At 61.0% G+C, this 16,947-nt stretch carries 19 protein-coding genes; 16 read left to right on the forward strand and 3 right to left on the reverse strand.

Annotated elements, in window-relative coordinates; genetic code table 11:
• Window positions 1-34: 34 nt before the first annotated feature.
• Window positions 35-2,080, reverse strand: a complete 2,046-nt coding sequence (locus ABD283_RS00760; protein WP_344223166.1) for a DUF6541 family protein — start codon at window positions 2,078-2,080, stop codon at window positions 35-37.
• 135 nt (window positions 2,081-2,215) lie between these two features.
• On the opposite strand from ABD283_RS00760, the gene ABD283_RS00765 reads away from it, so the two are divergent.
• The 12 genes from ABD283_RS00765 to ABD283_RS00820 all read left to right on the forward strand — a co-directional run bounded on the left by ABD283_RS00765 (window position 2,216) and on the right by ABD283_RS00820 (window position 11,629).
• Window positions 2,216-2,881: a glycosyltransferase family 2 protein gene (locus tag ABD283_RS00765; protein ID WP_223286442.1), complete on the forward strand. Its 666-nt coding sequence runs from the start codon at window positions 2,216-2,218 to the stop codon at window positions 2,879-2,881.
• Window positions 2,882-2,897: 16 nt separating this feature from the next.
• Window positions 2,898-3,344: a DUF2304 domain-containing protein gene (locus tag ABD283_RS00770; RefSeq protein ID WP_223286443.1), complete on the forward strand. Its 447-nt coding sequence runs from the start codon at window positions 2,898-2,900 to the stop codon at window positions 3,342-3,344.
• 94 nt (window positions 3,345-3,438) lie between these two features.
• On the forward strand, window positions 3,439-3,879 hold the full coding sequence (locus tag ABD283_RS00775; protein WP_344223167.1) for a DoxX family protein: 441 nt from the start codon (window positions 3,439-3,441) through the stop codon (window positions 3,877-3,879).
• Window positions 3,880-4,086: 207 nt separating this feature from the next.
• The gene (locus ABD283_RS00780) at window positions 4,087-5,391 is read left to right on the forward strand and encodes a TadA family conjugal transfer-associated ATPase (RefSeq protein ID WP_344223168.1); all 1,305 of its coding nucleotides are present in this window, start codon (window positions 4,087-4,089) and stop codon (window positions 5,389-5,391) included.
• Entirely contained in the window at window positions 5,388-6,245 is an 858-nt protein-coding gene (locus ABD283_RS00785) for a type II secretion system F family protein (RefSeq protein ID WP_016997525.1), read from the forward strand. Before ABD283_RS00780 ends, ABD283_RS00785 begins: the two co-directional genes overlap by 4 nt.
• Window positions 6,242-7,189: a type II secretion system F family protein gene (locus ABD283_RS00790; protein ID WP_016997526.1), complete on the forward strand. Its 948-nt coding sequence runs from the start codon at window positions 6,242-6,244 to the stop codon at window positions 7,187-7,189. Before ABD283_RS00785 ends, ABD283_RS00790 begins: the two co-directional genes overlap by 4 nt.
• An 86-nt stretch (window positions 7,190-7,275) precedes the next feature.
• Window positions 7,276-7,461, forward strand: coding sequence for a hypothetical protein (locus ABD283_RS00795; RefSeq protein WP_223286447.1), 186 nt, complete (start codon window positions 7,276-7,278; stop codon window positions 7,459-7,461).
• Window positions 7,433-7,834 (forward strand): TadE/TadG family type IV pilus assembly protein, encoded by a 402-nt coding sequence (locus tag ABD283_RS00800; RefSeq protein ID WP_223286444.1) that lies wholly within the window; start codon window positions 7,433-7,435, stop codon window positions 7,832-7,834. Before ABD283_RS00795 ends, ABD283_RS00800 begins: the two co-directional genes overlap by 29 nt.
• Before the next feature lie 73 nt (window positions 7,835-7,907).
• Window positions 7,908-8,291 (forward strand): hypothetical protein, encoded by a 384-nt coding sequence (locus tag ABD283_RS00805; RefSeq protein ID WP_344223169.1) that lies wholly within the window; start codon window positions 7,908-7,910, stop codon window positions 8,289-8,291.
• Window positions 8,288-8,803, forward strand: coding sequence for a pilus assembly protein TadG-related protein (locus ABD283_RS00810; protein ID WP_344223170.1), 516 nt, complete (start codon window positions 8,288-8,290; stop codon window positions 8,801-8,803). Before ABD283_RS00805 ends, ABD283_RS00810 begins: the two co-directional genes overlap by 4 nt.
• Before the next feature lie 25 nt (window positions 8,804-8,828).
• Complete coding sequence (locus tag ABD283_RS00815) at window positions 8,829-10,070, forward strand: glycosyltransferase (RefSeq protein WP_016997531.1); 1,242 nt, start codon at window positions 8,829-8,831, stop codon at window positions 10,068-10,070.
• 125 nt (window positions 10,071-10,195) lie between these two features.
• Complete coding sequence (locus ABD283_RS00820) at window positions 10,196-11,629, forward strand: glycerophosphodiester phosphodiesterase family protein (protein ID WP_344223171.1); 1,434 nt, start codon at window positions 10,196-10,198, stop codon at window positions 11,627-11,629.
• 65 nt (window positions 11,630-11,694) lie between these two features.
• Here ABD283_RS00820 and ABD283_RS00825 read toward each other — a convergent pair whose 3' ends face one another.
• Entirely contained in the window at window positions 11,695-12,513 is an 819-nt protein-coding gene (locus tag ABD283_RS00825; RefSeq protein WP_344223172.1) for a DUF4352 domain-containing protein, read from the reverse strand.
• A 306-nt stretch (window positions 12,514-12,819) separates the two neighbouring features.
• On the opposite strand from ABD283_RS00825, the gene ABD283_RS00830 reads away from it, so the two are divergent.
• Window positions 12,820-13,503 carry a hypothetical protein gene (locus ABD283_RS00830; protein ID WP_344223173.1) on the forward strand — a complete coding sequence of 228 codons (684 nt, stop codon included), beginning with the start codon at window positions 12,820-12,822 and terminating at the stop codon, window positions 13,501-13,503.
• Window positions 13,500-13,856, forward strand: a complete 357-nt coding sequence (locus tag ABD283_RS00835; RefSeq protein ID WP_344223174.1) for a GntR family transcriptional regulator — start codon at window positions 13,500-13,502, stop codon at window positions 13,854-13,856. Before ABD283_RS00830 ends, ABD283_RS00835 begins: the two co-directional genes overlap by 4 nt.
• Before the next feature lie 104 nt (window positions 13,857-13,960).
• Here the strand turns inward: ABD283_RS00835 and ABD283_RS00840 are convergent, their stop codons facing one another.
• Window positions 13,961-15,133, reverse strand: coding sequence for a glucose-1-phosphate adenylyltransferase family protein (locus tag ABD283_RS00840; RefSeq protein WP_344223175.1), 1,173 nt, complete (start codon window positions 15,131-15,133; stop codon window positions 13,961-13,963).
• An 82-nt stretch (window positions 15,134-15,215) separates the two neighbouring features.
• Between ABD283_RS00840 and prfB the strand changes: the two genes are divergently transcribed.
• Both prfB and smpB read left to right on the forward strand, forming a co-directional pair.
• On the forward strand, window positions 15,216-16,334 hold the full coding sequence (prfB, locus tag ABD283_RS00845; RefSeq protein ID WP_016997539.1) for a peptide chain release factor 2: 1,119 nt from the start codon (window positions 15,216-15,218) through the stop codon (window positions 16,332-16,334).
• A gap of 109 nt (window positions 16,335-16,443) precedes the next feature.
• The gene (smpB, locus tag ABD283_RS00850; protein WP_344223176.1) at window positions 16,444-16,932 is read left to right on the forward strand and encodes an SsrA-binding protein SmpB; all 489 of its coding nucleotides are present in this window, start codon (window positions 16,444-16,446) and stop codon (window positions 16,930-16,932) included.
• Window positions 16,933-16,947: the final 15 nt, after the last annotated feature.

Below are 16,947 nucleotides of genomic sequence, written 5' to 3' on the forward strand. Positions count from 1 at the left end.
TGGTCTCGCAGCGCCGTCGTCATGACCGGGACCGTTATTGGCCGCAGCCCACGATCTCGTAGAGCTTGGCGTCCGGGCCTTCTTGGTCGATCAGGATGAACCCGTTCTCGGGTCCGAGCTCATCGCTACCGGCCGCGTTGAAGTACGCGTAGGGATTGACCTGCCGGGTGCCGAAACCCAGGACGAACCGCACATTGTGTTTCTCCAGCGCGGGGCACACTTCCGGATTGGTGGGGAGATCCTCCAGATGATGAACGATCGTGGATGCCTCCCCGTCCGCAATCAATCCGTTGTGCGGAATCAGCACCTCGGTGTCGGTGATCGCGTAGGCCAGGGAGGTGCCGGTCAGCGGGTTGCCGAAGACCACCTCGTCCTCCGCCACATGTTCGGGAAGACGTTCGATGAGGGAGGCCTCATCCTTGGAAAGCAGCGGCATGGAACGGTTCATGCCGTATTCACTGCGTCCGTAGTTGACCACTTCGGTCATGGCTTCACCTTGCAGGGCCAAGAAGCCGACAATCACCGCAATGAGGCCACCGGCAGCGCCGGCCACGCGGGAATGGCGCACGCGCTGCGCGGGGGTTGCGGAAGGCCCCTCACCCGCGGTGGCAGCGGCGGTCCGAGCCGGGGTTATACGGTCGATCAGGGTCAGTAGCTTACGGGCGACCCACGTGACGATGGCCGCACAGCCAGCCGCAGCCAGGGGCACGGCCGCGAGGGGAATCAATGCGAGAAGACGGTTGGAGTCGTTGTACCAGACACCGGTCCAGTCGTATCGGAATGTGGTGTCCAGGGACGAGGCGACCAGGACATACATCCACACCAGCATTGCCCAGGCACCCACGATCCAGCGCGCACGGGTGCGCAGCACCACGGAGGCACCCAGGAGAGTGACGATGACAATTCCCCACGGCAGGTGAGAGGAACCGGGGAAGACCGGCCCCAATGCTTCCCCCAGGGCTCCGGAGGAGGTGATGTGGGTTTGCCACGTGGAGGCATCCTGGCTGGCTCGTGCGGAGAACCAGATCTGCTGCAGCACGAAAGCACCTAGAACCAACCCAACGGCGCCCAGCCCGATCAGCCACCAAGGGCGGTGACCGGCCACGGCACGCCACCAGACGGTCAGCAGCATGATCAACACGATCAACAGTGCCAGCAAAACGCTGGAGGGGTGAGCCAGACCGGTGGCACCGATGACCAGCAGGGTCCCGAGCCACAGGGGCGTGCGTGCTTCGTTACGTGATTCGTGGGCGAGCCCCAAGGCCTCGCACAACATGCCCAGCAGTACGGGCAGGAACGCGATGGACATGGTGTTGGGGAACAGGTTGCCGTAGAAGCTGAGCAGGAACGGGAACGCAGGGAAGCATGCCGCGACCAGGCCCGTGGACACGGTGATCACGGGACGGTAGCCGAATAACCGAGTGGCTAGGTAAAGGCATCCCAGGGTCCACACCAGCGCGCAGAACACGAAAGTCATGGCGTTGGCGATGATCCAGGGGGAAATCTCTGTCACCGTGGCCACCATGGCCGCGGCGTTGTGCCAGGCCGCGGGATAGAAGGTGGCTTCAGGGGTGACGCCCAGCCCGCCCAAGGTCAGCGATGACGCGTTGCCGGTGTCGTGGATGTACTGGACGGCGTTGTAGTGGAAGTTCGCGTCGTAGGTCTGCGAGATGGCATCCGGGGTTTCCAGGATGAGCTTGAGCCGGTGGGCGATCAGACCCGCCCCCACGATGAACGCGCACCACAAAGCGATGCTCTGGGAGGTCATCTGCTCACGGAGCGCTCCCCACCTGATCTGGCCCAATCGAGGGCGAGGGTGCCGCCGGCGGACGGGGATCAGAACCGCCCAAAGCCCCGCGCCCACGACCACGAAAGCAATGGCCACAGTGAGCGGGTTCCACGGAATTCCCACCAGACCGAAGATCACGGCGGACGCCGCAAATCCGGCCACCGTCAGCGGAACGGCCATGGCTGCTCTCAGTAACCCCCGCAGATTCAGGGCGAATGTGAGTAGCAAGCCCGGGAGTACCAGGACGAGCATCACCAGGAAGTACAGGGGAATGGCTTCGAGCCAGCTCAAGACATCAGAGCTCCAGAAAATAGACGCGCGGTGGCGGGGGAAGGTTCTTGTGGAAGTTTAGTCGCTCGTCATAGTGCTTACCGGCACACAACGGTCTACAGGGTTCGGTCGGTTGCTTGTGGGAGAATACTTCGCGTGAGTCGTGCGTGGATCGTGATGCCTGTGTACAACGAAGGCCAAGTGGTGGGAGAAGTCCTGGAGAACCTCCGGAAGACTTTTCCCCACGTGGTCTGCATTGACGACGGTTCATCCGATGACTCCGCCCGGATTTGCCGTGAGGCCGGTGCCGTCGTGGTCAGCCATCCCATCAATCTGGGGCAGGGTGCTGCACTGCAGACCGGTTTCGAGTACGCGCTGCAGGACCCGGACATGGACTGTGTGGTGACCTTCGACTCAGACGGTCAACATCGCGTGGTGGATGCCTACGACATGGTCCAGCGCATTCGCTCCGGCGAGGCTGACGTGGTGCTCGGTTCCCGCTTCCTGGATGACCGCACGCAGGTCTCCAAGCTCAAGCGGCTGGTGCTGCGCACAGCGGCATTCGTGTCCAAGTTCACCAGCGGCATGGACCTCTCCGACGCCCACAACGGGCTGCGCGCCATCAACCGCAAGACACTGCAACAGATCGACCTCAAGCAGAACCGCATGGCCCACGCGTCTGAGATCGTGAACCAGTTCGCGGAAATCAAACCGCACTGGGTGGAGCATCCCGTGGAGATTATTTACACGGACTACTCCAAGGGCAAGGGTCAGTCCCTGCTCAACGGCGTGAACATCCTGACCGAACTGTTCGTGAAGTAACCGGGGGCTATCCACAGTGACGATTATTGTTCAGTTACTTCTGGTGCTTGCCGTGGGCTACGGCGCGCTCACGCTGGTGCGCGGGGGAGTCAACGCCAAACACCAGGCCATTCGCCGCCTGGTCGGTCTTGCGTTCTTCGTGTTCGCCGCACTATCCATTTTCGTGCCGGACATGGTGACCCATATGGCGCGCTTTCTGGGTATCGGCCGCGGTACTGACCTAGTGCTCTACGGGTTGATCGTGTTGTTCATGATCACCCAGTTCACGAGCGCGCATAATCGCCGCATCCAGGAAACCAATACCACGCGCTTGGCCCGTCACATCGCCATTTCCGAGGCCGAGAAACCCTGGCAACCCACCCGTGATCACTCCGACCGCCGTTCGGTGCGCGCCTTTAAACACACCTCGCCTTTGGGACCGCCACCCGCCGAGGCCGCTCGCACCGGTTCCACGGCCGTCTGAGCCGGGGTTCCCGGCTGGCTTGTACGGCCGTGTCCAGGGAAATCAGAGGCTATCGACCCACGTCGTTAACATCTGACCGGTAGCTTTGTTCGTCATGAACTCTTCGCGAAAAACCCGTACCTCCGTCAATTTTGGGCTGCTGATTCTCCGCGTAGTCGTGGGCATCACCTTTGTGATGCACGGCTGGCAGAAGTTCAACGAGTGGACCATTAGCGGCACCACCTCCAACTTCGCCGAGATGGGTGTTCCCCTGCCGGAGATTGCCGCGCCCTTTGCCGCTTTCACCGAGCTGATCGGAGGTATCGCGCTGATTGTGGGACTGTTCTCCCGCATTGCCGGCCTGTTGCTGGCGGTGGTGATGGCCGGCTCCATCTACTTCGTGCATGCACCCGCGGGCTTCTTCGTCTCCGACGGTGGCTTCGAGTTCGTCATGGTCCTCGGTGCGGCTGCGCTGGCCATCGCGTTCGCCGGTCCGGGACGTATCGCCCTGGGTGGTGGGCTGACCCATCGCCGGGGCCTGAGCGTCTTCGCGTAGTGGTCACAGGCAGCGTCCGAACTCTTACACAGGTGTATGCGTTTTCATTTTTGGTCAGTAGATGACAGCCCAAAGAGGCTGATTTTGTCCTGAATGGGCGGGTTTTCCACAGGTTCCAAGCCCTGGAATAACGGCTCGCGGAGTTTTCCCCTAGGTTCGATTACGAACTAGCCACTCAGTTGGGTTCGGGGAACCCCAGGGGGAATCATGGTCACAGTGGTAGCTGAAGACGCTATTGGGTTGATCGAGGCGGACGTCAGGGAGCAGATTCGCAGGAGCGGGCTGGACCCGCTGCACGAGGTTGAATCCACGCGCCGCATTGTCGATGCCGCCGTCGAGGACTACGACCTACGTTCGGCCCGCGCGGGACTTCCACGCGTTGATGACCTTGCCGCCGTGCGCAAAAATGTGCTGGACCTTGTGGCTGGTTACGGGCCACTTCAGCCGTATCTCGATGACCCCGACATCGAAGAAATCTGGATCAACGGTCCGGCAGAGATTTACGTCGCCCGGGCTGGTGAGTCGGAGCTCACCAGCTTGGTGCTGAGCGAAGCACACGTACGCACTCTCGTTGAACGGATGCTCAAATCCTCCGGGCGCAGGCTGGACCTCAGTTCACCGTTCGTAGACGCAGCGCTTCCGGACGGTTCCCGTCTCCACGTGGTGATTCCGGATGTGACCCGCAAGCACTGGGCCGTCAACATCCGAAAATTCGTCGCCCGTGCTCGCCGCCTTCAGGACCTGGTTGCCCTGGGTTCACTCAGTACTTCCGCGGCCAAGTTCTTGGAAGCCTCGGTCGCCAGCGGACTCAATATTCTGGTCTCCGGCGCGACTCAGGCCGGAAAAACCACGATGCTCAACTGCCTGTGCTCGTCCATAGGTCCGCGGGAGCGGGTGGTCACGGTGGAAGAGATCTTCGAGCTCAAGGTGGCGTTGCGCGACGTCGTCGGCATGCAGTGCAGGCAAGCGAATTTGGAAGGCGCGGGAGAGATTCCGCTGCGGCGCCTCGTGAAGGAAGCGCTGCGCATGCGTCCGGATCGCTTGATCGTCGGTGAGGTTCGTGAGGCCGAGAGCTTGGACATGCTCATTGCGCTGAACGCTGGGCTCCCGGGGATGTGCTCCTTGCATGCCAACTCTGCTAGGGATGCAGTCACCAAGATCTGTACGTTGCCCCTGTTGGCCGGCTCGAACATCAGTACCGCGTTCGTGGTTCCCACCGTGGCCTCGTGCTTCGACATGGTCGTGCATTGCCACCGCAACAACAATGGACATCGGTTCGTGGCCGAGATTCTGGCCGTGGGCAATCGAGTGGAAAACGGCATCATCGAGACGTATCCGCTGTTCCGCCACATCGACGGTGAACTGGTTCCGGTTGCTGCGGAAGTCCCGTCGCCGGACAAATTCTTGAGATCCGGATATCAGCCATCCACCCTTCTCGAGGGAGCTCCCGCTGCCAATAGGTCCTCCCAAGGGCGGACGCAATCGAAGAAGACTCGAGCGAAAACCTCATGAGTGCGCTGTTGGGGGTCCTGATGGGCGCCGGGGCCTTTCTCATGTGGTGGTCGTTCTGGAACCAGCCGGCCACCAAAAAGACTCGGCATGCGCGCACTGGCCGATTGAAGATTCAGCTGCTGCGCGCAGGTCTTCCCAACATGGCCCCGGCGACATTGGTGGCCGTGAGTATCGCGGTCGCTGTAGTGACGGGGCTGGCGGTCACCGCACTGACATCGGCCCCGGCGTTCGGACTCTGCGCGATGCTGGTTGCTGGCTACATTCCGCTCTGGTTCGTCAAACGGCGCGGGGACCGTCGTTCCGCGGTGCTGCGCGAGGTATGGCCCGATGTAGTGGACCACTTGCGATCAGCCATCCGTGCGGGCATGGGATTGCCTGAAGCACTCATGCAGTTGCAGTACCGCGGTCCCGAGGTTCTCCGCCCCGCCTTCGGGCAGTTCGCGGCGGATTACCGGGCCAGCGGTCAGCTCCACGGTTCGCTGACGCTGCTGAAGAACCGCCTGGCGGATCCGGTGGCGGACAACATCGTGGAGGCCCTTCGTGTGACTCGCGAGGTGGGCGGCACCGATCTGGGCAAGCTGCTGGGAACCTTGTCATCGTTCCTTCGAGAGAACGAACGGACCCGAAGCGAGCTCGAAGCCAGGCAATCCTGGACCGTGAACGCCGCCCGACTCTCAGTCGCAGCCCCCTGGCTCGTGCTGGCGTTGATGTCTACGCAGCCGGCCGCCATCGAGGCCTATAACACTCCCACCGGCGCGTTGGTGATGTTGGGCGGACTGGCGATTTCCGTTGCTGCCTACCGACTGATGCTGCGACTCGGGGCCCTGCCTACCGAGCGGAGGGTCCTGCGATGAACACATGGACCACGGGAGTCCTCATCGCTCTTGTGCTCGCCGGCGGACTGTGGCTCATGCTCAGTGCTGCTCGGGCTGTGGGCGCGCCCAGCTTTGCCGATCGAATCGCGCCCCAGCTGCGTATGGTTCACGTCAGTTCGGCCATGAACAGACGCGGAGTCGTGAGAGCCAGCCGATCAGCGGGTAACGACCGCATCGGACCCGCCCTCCGGCAAGCATTGACATGGGCTACCGACAAGATTGCTCCCTTCGCCGGAAGCGCTTTAGTCCTTGAGCGTCGACTCATTCGAGCCGGACAGGAGAAATCGGTAGTCGACTATCGAGCGGAGCAGGTGGTCTTTGCAGTGCTCGGTGTCCTGTTCGGCAGTGTGCTCAGTATCGGGCTCATTCTGCGGGGAAACGTCAGTGTCGCGATCGTCATGGTCGGTGCCGTCCTGGGTGCCTTCTGCGGTGTATGGGTCAGGGATTTCCTTCTCAAACAACGCATCGCCAAACGGGAAAAGCTCATGCTCGCTGAGTTCCCCGCGGTGGCCGAGCTCATGGCCTTGTCAGTGGGAGCGGGGGAGAGCGCCGTCGGCGCACTGGAGCGGGTGTGCCGCGTCGCGGAAGGTGAGCTCGTGGATGAATTCCGGCAAGTACTGGCGCAGACCCGCGCTGGTTCCGGACTGGTCACGGCGCTACAGGATTTCTCTTCCCGCACCGATGTGATCCCGCTGGGGCGGTTCGTGGACGGCATCATCGTGGCCATCGAACGCGGAACACCGTTGGCTGAAGTCCTGCGCGCTCAGGCCCAGGACGTTCGCGACCACGACAAACGCGTACTCATGGAGATCGCCGGCAAGAAAGAAATCGCGATGCTGATTCCCGTCGTATTTTTCGTCCTTCCGCTCAGCGTTGTCTTCGCTGTGTTCCCTGGACTGGCCGTGTTGGAAATGGGCTTTTGACCGCGACACCCATGAAGAAGAGTTAGCAAATATCAAAGGAGCTAGACATGAAGAACTATCTATTCCTCACCGCACCGTTGCTGGCCATGTTGACTTTGAGCAACGCCGTGCGCTCGAGGTTGAGCGACGAGGACCGCGATCGCGGCGACGTGCCCGGCTGGGTCATGCTGACACTGATGTCCGCGGTCCTCGTGGCCGGATTGCTGCTCATCGCCCGCCCCGCACTCGAAGGCCTGTTCCAGGATGCGATCAACCGAGTCTCCGGTCTCTGAGGACTCTCGGGACGCAGGTAACGCCATCGCCGAATACGTGATGGTCCTGGCGCTCGCCGTGATTATTTTCGCCGGCATCCTGCAATTGGGTTTTGCTTTGCACGTTCGCAACACCCTAATTGACGCCGCGGCAGCCGGCGCGCGGTACGCCAGTTTGGCGGACCGCACCGACGGCGACGGCGTGGCTCGCGCCCGCGGCATCATTGCCAATTCGGTGGGGGAGAGCTACGCCCAAGACATCAGCATCTCCCGAACCCAAGTGGGGTCGTTGCCAGCCGTCGAAGTCACGGTTGTCGCGCCTCTACCCGTGGTGGCAATGTTCGGGCCCCCGGAAGCATTGAATGTGAGTGGTCATGCAGTGGCCATGGACTAGCGGTGTACCACTGGGGCAGAAGGCCCGGAAGACGGCCGGGGAGCCGGATCATCCGGATCGGGGCAGTGCCATCGTGGAATTTGTCGCATTGGGTTTGCTGCTACTCATCCCGGTGATCTATTTGGTGGTCACGGTGTCCCGCGTGCAGGCGGGTTCTTTCGCCGTTGTCGCGGCGTCGGAGCAGGCGGGTCAGGCAATCTCGGTGATGGAAGCGGATAACTTCAATCAGGCTGCTATTCATGAGATCGCCGCGGTCGCCGCGCTGGATCACGGGTTCGATGCGCAGGACCTTGCCCTCGAGGTGAGCTGTTCTGATGGCTCGTGCACCTCACCCGGTGCTGTCGCGACGGTTCATGCACGACTCACCGTGGGGCTGCCCGCCGTTCCGGGCTTTGTGACGGCCAACGTGGCCACGCTCAATTCGGACGTGACGGTTGTGTCCGGGAGGTATTCATGAAGATGCTGCATGGACTTGAACGCCCATCATCCGTCACGAGCACTGTGGCGGGGCTGTGGCGGCGGTTTCTCGGGGATTCTCGTGAACGGGATTCCGGACAGACCACCATCGTCCTGCTGGGTTTCACCCTGGTGACGCTGTTGCTAGTCATTACGATCATGGCCATCACGAGCGTGTATATCGGGGAGCGGAAACTTCAGTCGCTGGCCGATCGCGCATCCAGTGCTGCTGCGGATACCTTCACCGACCTGGATCGGACGGAGGTCGCGGCGCCGTCGCCAATCCTGACGCACGACGGGGTGGCGGGCGCGGCGTCGAGCTACCTTGGAACCGTGGGAGCATTCGACGAGGTGCAGCAGCTATCGCTGGGTGCACCGACCGGAACCCCCGACGGGCTCACTGCGCAGGTCACCTTGAACGCCGTGGTCCATCCGCCGGTGGTCAATTACATAATTCCCGTGGGCGTGCCGATCACTGCCACCGGTGACGCTCGAGCGGTGATGGGCCGCTAGTAAGGAGTGGAGGGAAGGAAGGCCTATGGCGCGCATTCTATTTGTCCCTGAAACGTTCAACCTTGGTGAAACTACGCGCGCCATTGAAATCGCCCGAGCAGTGCGGAGGCTCGGACACGACGTCCACTTCGTGGGCTACTCCAGGCGATTTTCCTCGCGGGTGACTAATGCGGGATTCTCGTTCGACCTGCTCAACCCGGAACTGTCCGAGGCGCAGGCCGACATGTTGATCGCAGCCGACCAAGGGCGTTCCATCCGGCACCCTTTTACTACGGCCATGCTCAGGCAACGAGTGGCCAGCGAGCGGGCCGTTTACGACCAGTGGGAACCGGATGGGGTGGTTATCGGTTCCACGTTCAGCACGTTCATTTCCGCCCGCGCAGCAGGCATACCGCTCATCTATGCGAAGCCGTACGCCATGAGCCTGGGGCATCTGGGCACTCTGCGGAGTTATCCGCTGTGCGCGGAGACCAACCGCGCACAGCGGCTGGTGAACCAGGTCGCTGGCTCTGTCACCCGGATGATGGCTGATTACATGACCTGGAAACCCAGAGCGTTCCGGCAGATAGCCCGAGAGAACGGTGTGGAGCTGCCGCGTCGTACCATCGACGCGATTTCGGCTGACCTGAATCTGGTGTGTTCGCTCCAGCCTGTACTATTCAGTGCCCCGATGGGACCACGCGAAGCCCCCGTAGGCCCTGTGTATTCCCGGAGCGACGAGGAGCTCCCGACCGACATCCTCGACCTCGCGAGGAAGCGAAGTCGGCCTATCGTCTACGTGGGAATGGGGTCCTCCGCGAGACCATATCTGGTGAAGTCCGTACTTGAGCAACTGAGTGCTTTGAACGTAGACGTCATCGCTGCGGTGGGCAAGTATTTCGGTGAAGGCCAATTACCCGAGCTACCAGCGAATGTTCGAGTTTGGGATTTCCTACCCGCGCAGAAATTGGCGGGAATCATCGATGGTTCGGTCATCCACGGGGGAGAAGGAACCGTGCAGACTGCCTGTGCTTCGGGAGCGCCCTTTGCTGGCATGGGCCTACAGGCTGAGCAACGGTGGAACGTTGAGATGTGTGTGAAATTCGGAAACGCTGTCAGCTTCAATCAGCGGTCGGTGAAGAGAAACGAGCTGCCCCTACTCGTGACTGAGATGGTCCAGGACAGTGACCTTCGAACTGCCGCACAGAGGATGAAGGAGCACATGGATCAGCTGAACGGCGCGGCTGAGAGTGCGCGTCTAATCATGGATTTTATTGACGGCGGTTGACGTTGTGTGGCGCTTGCCTACAGGCATCTGAGCAGGAATCCGGCACACCCTTCTTCATGAAGAAGATTCCCCAGGGTCACCTGATGGTTCAACTCTCCTCACCGCCCCAGTTTAGGTTGTGCCCTATGCGAAATAACTTTCTGAGCAGCGCCGTTGCTGCCTCCGCCGCAGCCGCCTTTTGCTTCTCTTCAGTCTTCACACCAGCCAACGCAGCCCCCGACAACCCTCCGAGCCCTGCGAACATCGGCCAGGAGGAACAACACCTCCAACTTCCCCAGTCCGACAAGGCCTACCCCTGGATCGCCTCACACCGTGGTCAGTGGCGCATCGCACCGGAGAACTCCATCAAGGCCGTTACAACCGCCATCAACGACGGCGCCGAAATCGTTGAAATTGATGTCCGACGTACCGCAGACGGTCACTTGGTACTCATGCACGATGAAACCGTGGACCGGACGACCAACGGGTCTGGCAAAGTCTCCGAGCTGTCCCTCGCCGAGATCAAAGAACTTCGTCTTCAGGAAGGACTGGGCAACGGTCCGGCGCCCCTGACAGACCACCAGGTTCCGACGTTTGAGGAGGTGCTGGAAGCTGTCGAGGGCAAAAACGTGCTTCTCAACCTGGACAAGGGTTGGGACGTTCGCGAACAGATGTACGAGGAACTTGCCGCGCGGGACATGGTCGACTACGGCGTGTTCAAGGGGGCACCCAATGTGGAAGAGGCCAACGAATTCATGGCCGCACACCCCGAGGCCCACTACATGCACGTGGTCAACGACGCTCAGGCAGGGGATTTCGAGCAGTTCACCTCCCACATGCCGGTGGCCTTCGAGCTGGTTTTCGATAACCCGAACGATCTCCAGGCTCAGCAGGAGTACTGGGACAAGGTCGACGCCGTCTCGGACATCTGGATCAACACGATGTGGAGCTCTCTTGCGGACGGGAACACGGATGAGGCCGCCCTCCGCGGCTCAACCAAGGGCTGGCAGGCCATGGTCGACCGTGGTGCCGACATGCTGCAGACCGACAACGTCCGCACCGTGAATGCTTGGCGTGAGGGGCGTGACGTCACGAAGCTCGGTACCAAACCTTCATCCATCCGAGTGCAGGCCGAGGATTACATCGACGATCCCGCGCTGTACCACGATGCGAATCCGCGCAATGAGTGTGGTACCCGTGCGATCCGCAGTAGCTCCAGTCCCGTGGACGCTTGCGATTTGGACGGTGCTCACATCATTCAGTACATCCGCGACGGCGAGTGGTTCACCCTTCCCGTCACGGCCACTCAGCCAGGGAATTACCGACTGAGCATCCGCCATTCCTCGGATACGGAACCCGGCGGTACCGTGTCGGTGGATACGGGCAAGGGTTTCGGAAAACCGATTGCTCTACCCAACACCACTCACAATCGAGCGTTCCAGGTGACCGACCTGGGCAAGTTCAAGCTCGACCGCGGGACCCAACAGATCAAGCTCAAGTTCACCCATGCGGACTACGCATCCGTGGACTGGATTCAGCTCAACCGGGGTCAGCGGGCCGATGTCGAACTTATGAGGTAATCAAATAATGGGTGGAGGGGCGGAGCCGACTGAGATCGACTCCGCCCCGAAAAATGGACAGTAATTCAGTCGCCGATATACTCACCCGTTACTGCGTCAACAGTGCCTGCCTGAATACCCTCGCATTGAGACACCCCGCCATCCGTCGTCGGTATGTAGTTCTCGCAGAAGGCCTCGTAGTAAGGCATACCGCCTTCCCACGCAGCATAGGCCTCGGCGTAGGTGAACTTGTCGCCACCACTTTCACCCGGTGCGGACGGTGCGCTCGGGGGTTGCTGGGCTGAGGCTGGGGACTTTGGGGCCGCGGCGGGAGCGGGGATTTCGTAGATTGCCTGTCCGAAGCCCAATACTCCCGGCGAGAAAATGAGCTCCCACTGCTTGTGATCCGAGCTCACCGTGTAAGCGAGTTCCCCTCGCATCGAGCGACCCGGACCGAGTTCTCCGTCCAGGCTCCCGCGCTCATCACCCGTCATTGCGATGTCGACACTGCGGTTCTCTGGATCGTTCAGAGTCCACATCATGACCGAAGAGATAGCCTGTGAATCAGACGAATTGTTGGTGACCTCAACGTCCAATACGAGCCATTGTGTCCCTGACTCGGGAGACATTATTTCGTCGCCCGAAGAGTACCGAACTCCGTGCACCGTATGTTCGAGATCGCCCATCGTGACGGTGTCTCCGACTTGATGCAGTGTGGAATCGGAGTCCGGCGTAGCCGCGGCTGAGGGCTGAGAGCTTGAAGAAGTCGGCTGATCATTTGTCGTTTGCTCAGGGGTGTTGGTGCTGGGTGAGCCGCACCCGGTAGCCAATGACACGCATAGGAGCGCGGCGCCAGCCCGGGCGATTATTTTCCAATGTTGTCTAAGTGGGGGATTTTGCGACATGTGATCTAGCCCTTTGCAGAGGTGTGTCAGGAGACGATGTGAATAGAGACGGCCCGACAAGGGACCGCATTCGAAGACCCCCGTTTCATCGGGATAGTCATATTCACAGCGCTGAGGTAGTAATCGGATTCTCTCCCAAACTCGAGTCAAATAGCTGGAATGTACATAGTTTCTCGACACAAGTTGGAGAACCAACAGTCTTGCTCTGCTACCCGCCCGCCCTTGACTTGCAACGACGTCACGGAAAGACTCTTCCTACATCATCTGTATCAGTACAGCTGATACAGAGTGAGGGAAGGTTTCGAGATGCTTGTCGTTGTCACAGCAGTCGTCGCGTTGGCGGTGCTCTACTTCTGCACCTGGCGGATCTGTCGCAAGGCGGAGAACGCGCTCGGTCATGCGAGGGACCCTTCGGAGACGGATGGTCTGAGATACGAGAAACCCGTCATCTGGAGCTTCATCCTCAGCCTTGTGCTGCTCGCGCCCATGGTGATCCCCTTGGGGCAGTACACAGGAGTGCGCGGAGGACAGCTTCCGGCCGAGTTCCAGTTCTTCACCAATGACTTCACGCTTCAGGCTCTGGCTGTGGTGATTTCCAACAAGGCCATGCTCATTACAGCTGCGATTTCGGGAGTGCTTTGCCTCGTTATTCCGGCCGTCTCCTACATCGCAGCGCGGTCGGTGCTCAACTACTTTGTCCCAGTAGCGGATCGAGACACCGCCGAGGTGGGGGAGTTCTACAAAGCCAATTCGGTCAATGCCATGCTGGCGTTGTCGCTGGCCGTATCCGGCGCGGCGCTCGTCGTGACGAGCAGTATGTTGGTTGGATCGGCCAGTGAATTATCGGAGTTATTCGGCGCTGGGTTGTTCGTGGCGGTGACATTCACACTCGGGTTCGTCATCGTGGCCGTGTATGCAGTCCGTCTGTCGGAATCGAGCCGGTTGGCGTACTTGAGGTCGATCCGCACCGAGTCCGTACCGCAGTCATGATCGAAATCTCTCAGGCAAGTTCACTGCCCATTTACGTACAACTCATCAACGGGGTACTTGATGAAATCCGCAACGGTGAGTTGACCGCGGGGGACAAGGTCATGTCGATCAGGAGTCTGGCCTCCCAACTAGAAATCGCACCCAACACGGTGGCACGCGCCTACGGGGACCTGGAGAAACTGGGCCTCATCGTTTCGCGGGGGCGTAAAGGTTCCTTCGTCACGGGTGATGCCAAGGTGACAGCAGAAACTGTCAGTAACGAGGCACTCCTTTTCGTGGAATCGCTGTCCAACGTTCCTGACGCGACCAGAACGGCTGTGCTGGCACAGATCGTCCGTTTACTGGGCGGATAAACGCGTGAACGAGAAGTCCGGCTCACCGAAGCGATCTACGGTGCCTCAAGATCAATACCTATTAGGGTCTGCAGCTCAACGACTCCGACAACCCATGAAACAACTCAGTACTTCTCCCACCCCCGCGGCAGCGCCGCTTCGTGATCGAACTCATCCCGCTGGCTGACCTTGCCCTCGCGGTCGATCAGCGTGATTGCCTGGGACGATCCGCGCTGAGTACCACCGGTAATTTCCGCGCCTGAGTCGGCCACCACGTTGATCAGTTCCACCGTGGATCCCACGTGCACGTCGTCCAGTAGCACGCTGTTGCGCACTACGGCACCGGCTTCGACCACGCAATTCTGGCCGATTACCGAGTGCTCCACCGTGCCGGCCACGCGCGCGCCGGGAGCAATGAAGGAGTTGGTGACAGCGGCGTCGTCGTTGACGAAACCGGGCAGGAGCGGAACCTGACCGGTCCAGATGGGCCACCCGAGGTCGTCGAGAGTGGCGCCGTTGCCATCGATCAGCTGCATCTGGGCGGTCCAGTAGGACTGCACCGTGCCCAGGTCCATCCAGTAGCCCAGGTGGCGGTGCTCGAACACCTTGTGGTGCTCCATGAAGTAGGGGATCAGGTCCTCGCCGTAGTCGGCGAGCTGACCGAGCTCGTCCTGCAGGGTGTCCAGGGCGGAGAGCAGCTTGTCCGTATTGAAGAGGAACATCTCACCGGCCACGATCTGGCTGGCCGGCTCCTCGGGTTTGTACGCGAAGGAGGTCACTGTTCCGGACTCTTCAGTGGTCACCACGCTGTAGCGAGAGGTGTCCTCGTCCACGTGGGTGGTGACCATGGTCAGATCCGCTCGCTTGGTCAGGTGAGTGTCGATCACGTCGCGGAAATCTACCGTGTAGAGATGATCGGCGGAAAGCACGAGCACCAGGTCCGGGTCGGCCTCACGAATCAGCTCGGTCTGGCGGTAAATGGAATCCGAATTGCCGGAGGCAAAACCCTCACCGTTGCGGCCCTCGAACGGCGGAAGGATCTGTAATCCACCGTGGGAGCGGTCCAAGTCCCAGGGGCGGCCGTTGGCCAGGTACTTGTTCAGGCTGTGGGGGAGGTACTGCTGCACCATCCACACGTCAGGGATGTGAGAGTGGGCCAGGTTGGACAGTGAGATGTCGATCAACCGGTAGGTGCCACCCACGGGGAGAGCGGGCTTCACCACGTGATCCGTGAGCGCCCCCAACCGCGATCCTTTACCTCCGGCAAGAACAAGTGCAAGAACCGTGGGACGATCCATAGTCACCCTCCTGATTGATTGTGGCTATCCACCAGAATAACGGCACTGAAGGACCCGCACGTATGCCGTAAAGTGGTGTCCCATGGCCTCTATTGATTTTGCAGCTGAAATTCGCGATCTGCGCTCCACCTATGCGTCCGTGGAGGCCGTCACAGACGTTGCCGCGCTCGAGCGGGAAATCGCCGAGCTCTCGCAGCAGGCCACGGCCCCGGACCTCTGGGACGATCAGGACCGTGCGCAGAAAGTCACCTCGCAGCTGTCCCACAAGCAGTCCAAGATGGACCGCCTCAAGAAGCTCAACGAGCGCATCGATGACCTTGAGGTCATGGTGCAGTTGGCCGAAGAGGAAGACGACCAGGACACCCGCGACGGCACGGTGGAAGAGCTTGAATCCATCCGCAAGGCGCTGGGTCAGCTCGAGGTCCAGACCTTGCTGGCTGGCGAGTACGACGAGCGCGAGGCTGTGGTCACCATTCGCTCCGGCGCCGGTGGCGTGGATGCCGCTGACTTCGCGGAAATCCTCATGCGCATGTACCTGCGCTGGGCCGAGCGCCACGGCTACCCGACCAAGGTGCTGGACACCTCCTACGCGGAAGAGGCGGGCCTGAAGTCCGCCACGTTCGAGGTCAAGGCCCCGTACGCGTTCGGCACGCTCTCGGTCGAGGCCGGCACCCACCGACTGGTGCGCATCTCGCCGTTCGACAACCAGGGCCGCCGCCAGACATCGTTCGCTGCGGTGGAAGTGATTCCGCTGATCGAATCCGATGACACCATCGAGATTCCGGAAGCTGAGCTCAAGGTGGACGTGTTCCGTTCCTCGGGCCCCGGTGGGCAGTCGGTGAACACCACGGATTCGGCGGTGCGCATGACCCACATCCCCACGGGCATTGTGGTGTCCATGCAGAACGAAAAATCGCAGATCCAGAACCGCGCCGCCGCCCTGCGTGTGCTGCAGTCCCGACTGCTATTGCAGCGTCAGGAAGAAGCGGACGCCAAGAAGAAGGAAATGGCCGGGGACGTCAAGGCATCCTGGGGCGATCAGATGCGCTCCTACGTGCTCAACCCGTACCAGATGGTCAAGGACCTGCGCACCAACTACGAAGAGGGCAATCCCTCCAACGTGTTCGACGGTGGCATCGACAAGTTCATCGACGAAGGCATTCGCTGGCGTGCCGACGCGCGCCAGCACGACGAAGACTAACGAGCTCTCGTCCAACGACGACGCCGCCGCGCCCAGCAGGTGCCCCAGGGCACCAGGGCGGGGGAGCGGCGTCGTACTGGGTGAGACCCGCTGAAGGAAGTAACGGCCCATGGCCAAGAAGAAGAACGATGACGGCCGCCAGATCGTGGCCAACAACAAGAAAGCCCGGCACGACTACAACATCTACGACACCTATGAGGCCGGTCTGGCGCTCATGGGCACCGAGGTGAAGTCGCTGCGCATGGGGCGCGCGTCCCTGGTGGATGCGTTCTGCCAGTTCGACCGCAGTGGTGAGCTGTGGCTGGAGCACGCGCACATCCCGGAGTACCTACAGGGTTCGTGGACCAACCACTCGGCCCGGCGCCGCCGCAAACTGCTGCTGCACCGCTCCGAACTGGACAAGATCGCGGGCAAGACCCGCGAGGCCGGCTACACCATCATTCCGCTGTCCCTGTACTTTGTGGACAACAAGCGCGTGAAGGTGGAGATCGCCGTGGCCCGGGGTAAGCGCGAGTACGACAAGCGCCAGACCCTGCGCGAGAAGCAGGACAATCGCGAGGCCCAGCGGGCCATGCGCTACCGCAACATGGGGATATAATGCCGCCTGTTGACG

It is taken from the genome of Kocuria atrinae (assembly GCF_039531425.1).
Taxonomy (GTDB): Bacteria; Actinomycetota; Actinomycetes; order Actinomycetales; family Micrococcaceae; genus Kocuria; species Kocuria atrinae.

Coding starts and splice junctions, on each gene's coding strand:
- ABD283_RS00775 (WP_344223167.1), top strand. CDS start 3,439: ATGAACTCTTCGCGAAAAACCCGTACCTCCGTCAATTTTGGGCTGCTG.
- ABD283_RS00780 (WP_344223168.1), top strand. CDS start 4,087: ATGGTCACAGTGGTAGCTGAAGACGCTATTGGGTTGATCGAGGCGGAC.
- ABD283_RS00785 (WP_016997525.1), top strand. CDS start 5,388: ATGAGTGCGCTGTTGGGGGTCCTGATGGGCGCCGGGGCCTTTCTCATG.
- ABD283_RS00790 (WP_016997526.1), top strand. CDS start 6,242: ATGAACACATGGACCACGGGAGTCCTCATCGCTCTTGTGCTCGCCGGC.
- ABD283_RS00795 (WP_223286447.1), top strand. CDS start 7,276: ATGTTGACTTTGAGCAACGCCGTGCGCTCGAGGTTGAGCGACGAGGAC.
- ABD283_RS00800 (WP_223286444.1), top strand. CDS start 7,433: ATGCGATCAACCGAGTCTCCGGTCTCTGAGGACTCTCGGGACGCAGGT.
- ABD283_RS00810 (WP_344223170.1), top strand. CDS start 8,288: ATGAAGATGCTGCATGGACTTGAACGCCCATCATCCGTCACGAGCACT.
- ABD283_RS00815 (WP_016997531.1), top strand. CDS start 8,829: ATGGCGCGCATTCTATTTGTCCCTGAAACGTTCAACCTTGGTGAAACT.
- ABD283_RS00820 (WP_344223171.1), top strand. CDS start 10,196: ATGCGAAATAACTTTCTGAGCAGCGCCGTTGCTGCCTCCGCCGCAGCC.
- ABD283_RS00825 (WP_344223172.1), bottom strand. CDS start 12,513: ATGTCGCAAAATCCCCCACTTAGACAACATTGGAAAATAATCGCCCGG.
- ABD283_RS00830 (WP_344223173.1), top strand. CDS start 12,820: ATGCTTGTCGTTGTCACAGCAGTCGTCGCGTTGGCGGTGCTCTACTTC.
- ABD283_RS00835 (WP_344223174.1), top strand. CDS start 13,500: ATGATCGAAATCTCTCAGGCAAGTTCACTGCCCATTTACGTACAACTC.
- ABD283_RS00840 (WP_344223175.1), bottom strand. CDS start 15,133: ATGGATCGTCCCACGGTTCTTGCACTTGTTCTTGCCGGAGGTAAAGGA.
- prfB (WP_016997539.1), top strand. CDS start 15,216: ATGGCCTCTATTGATTTTGCAGCTGAAATTCGCGATCTGCGCTCCACC.
- smpB (WP_344223176.1), top strand. CDS start 16,444: ATGGCCAAGAAGAAGAACGATGACGGCCGCCAGATCGTGGCCAACAAC.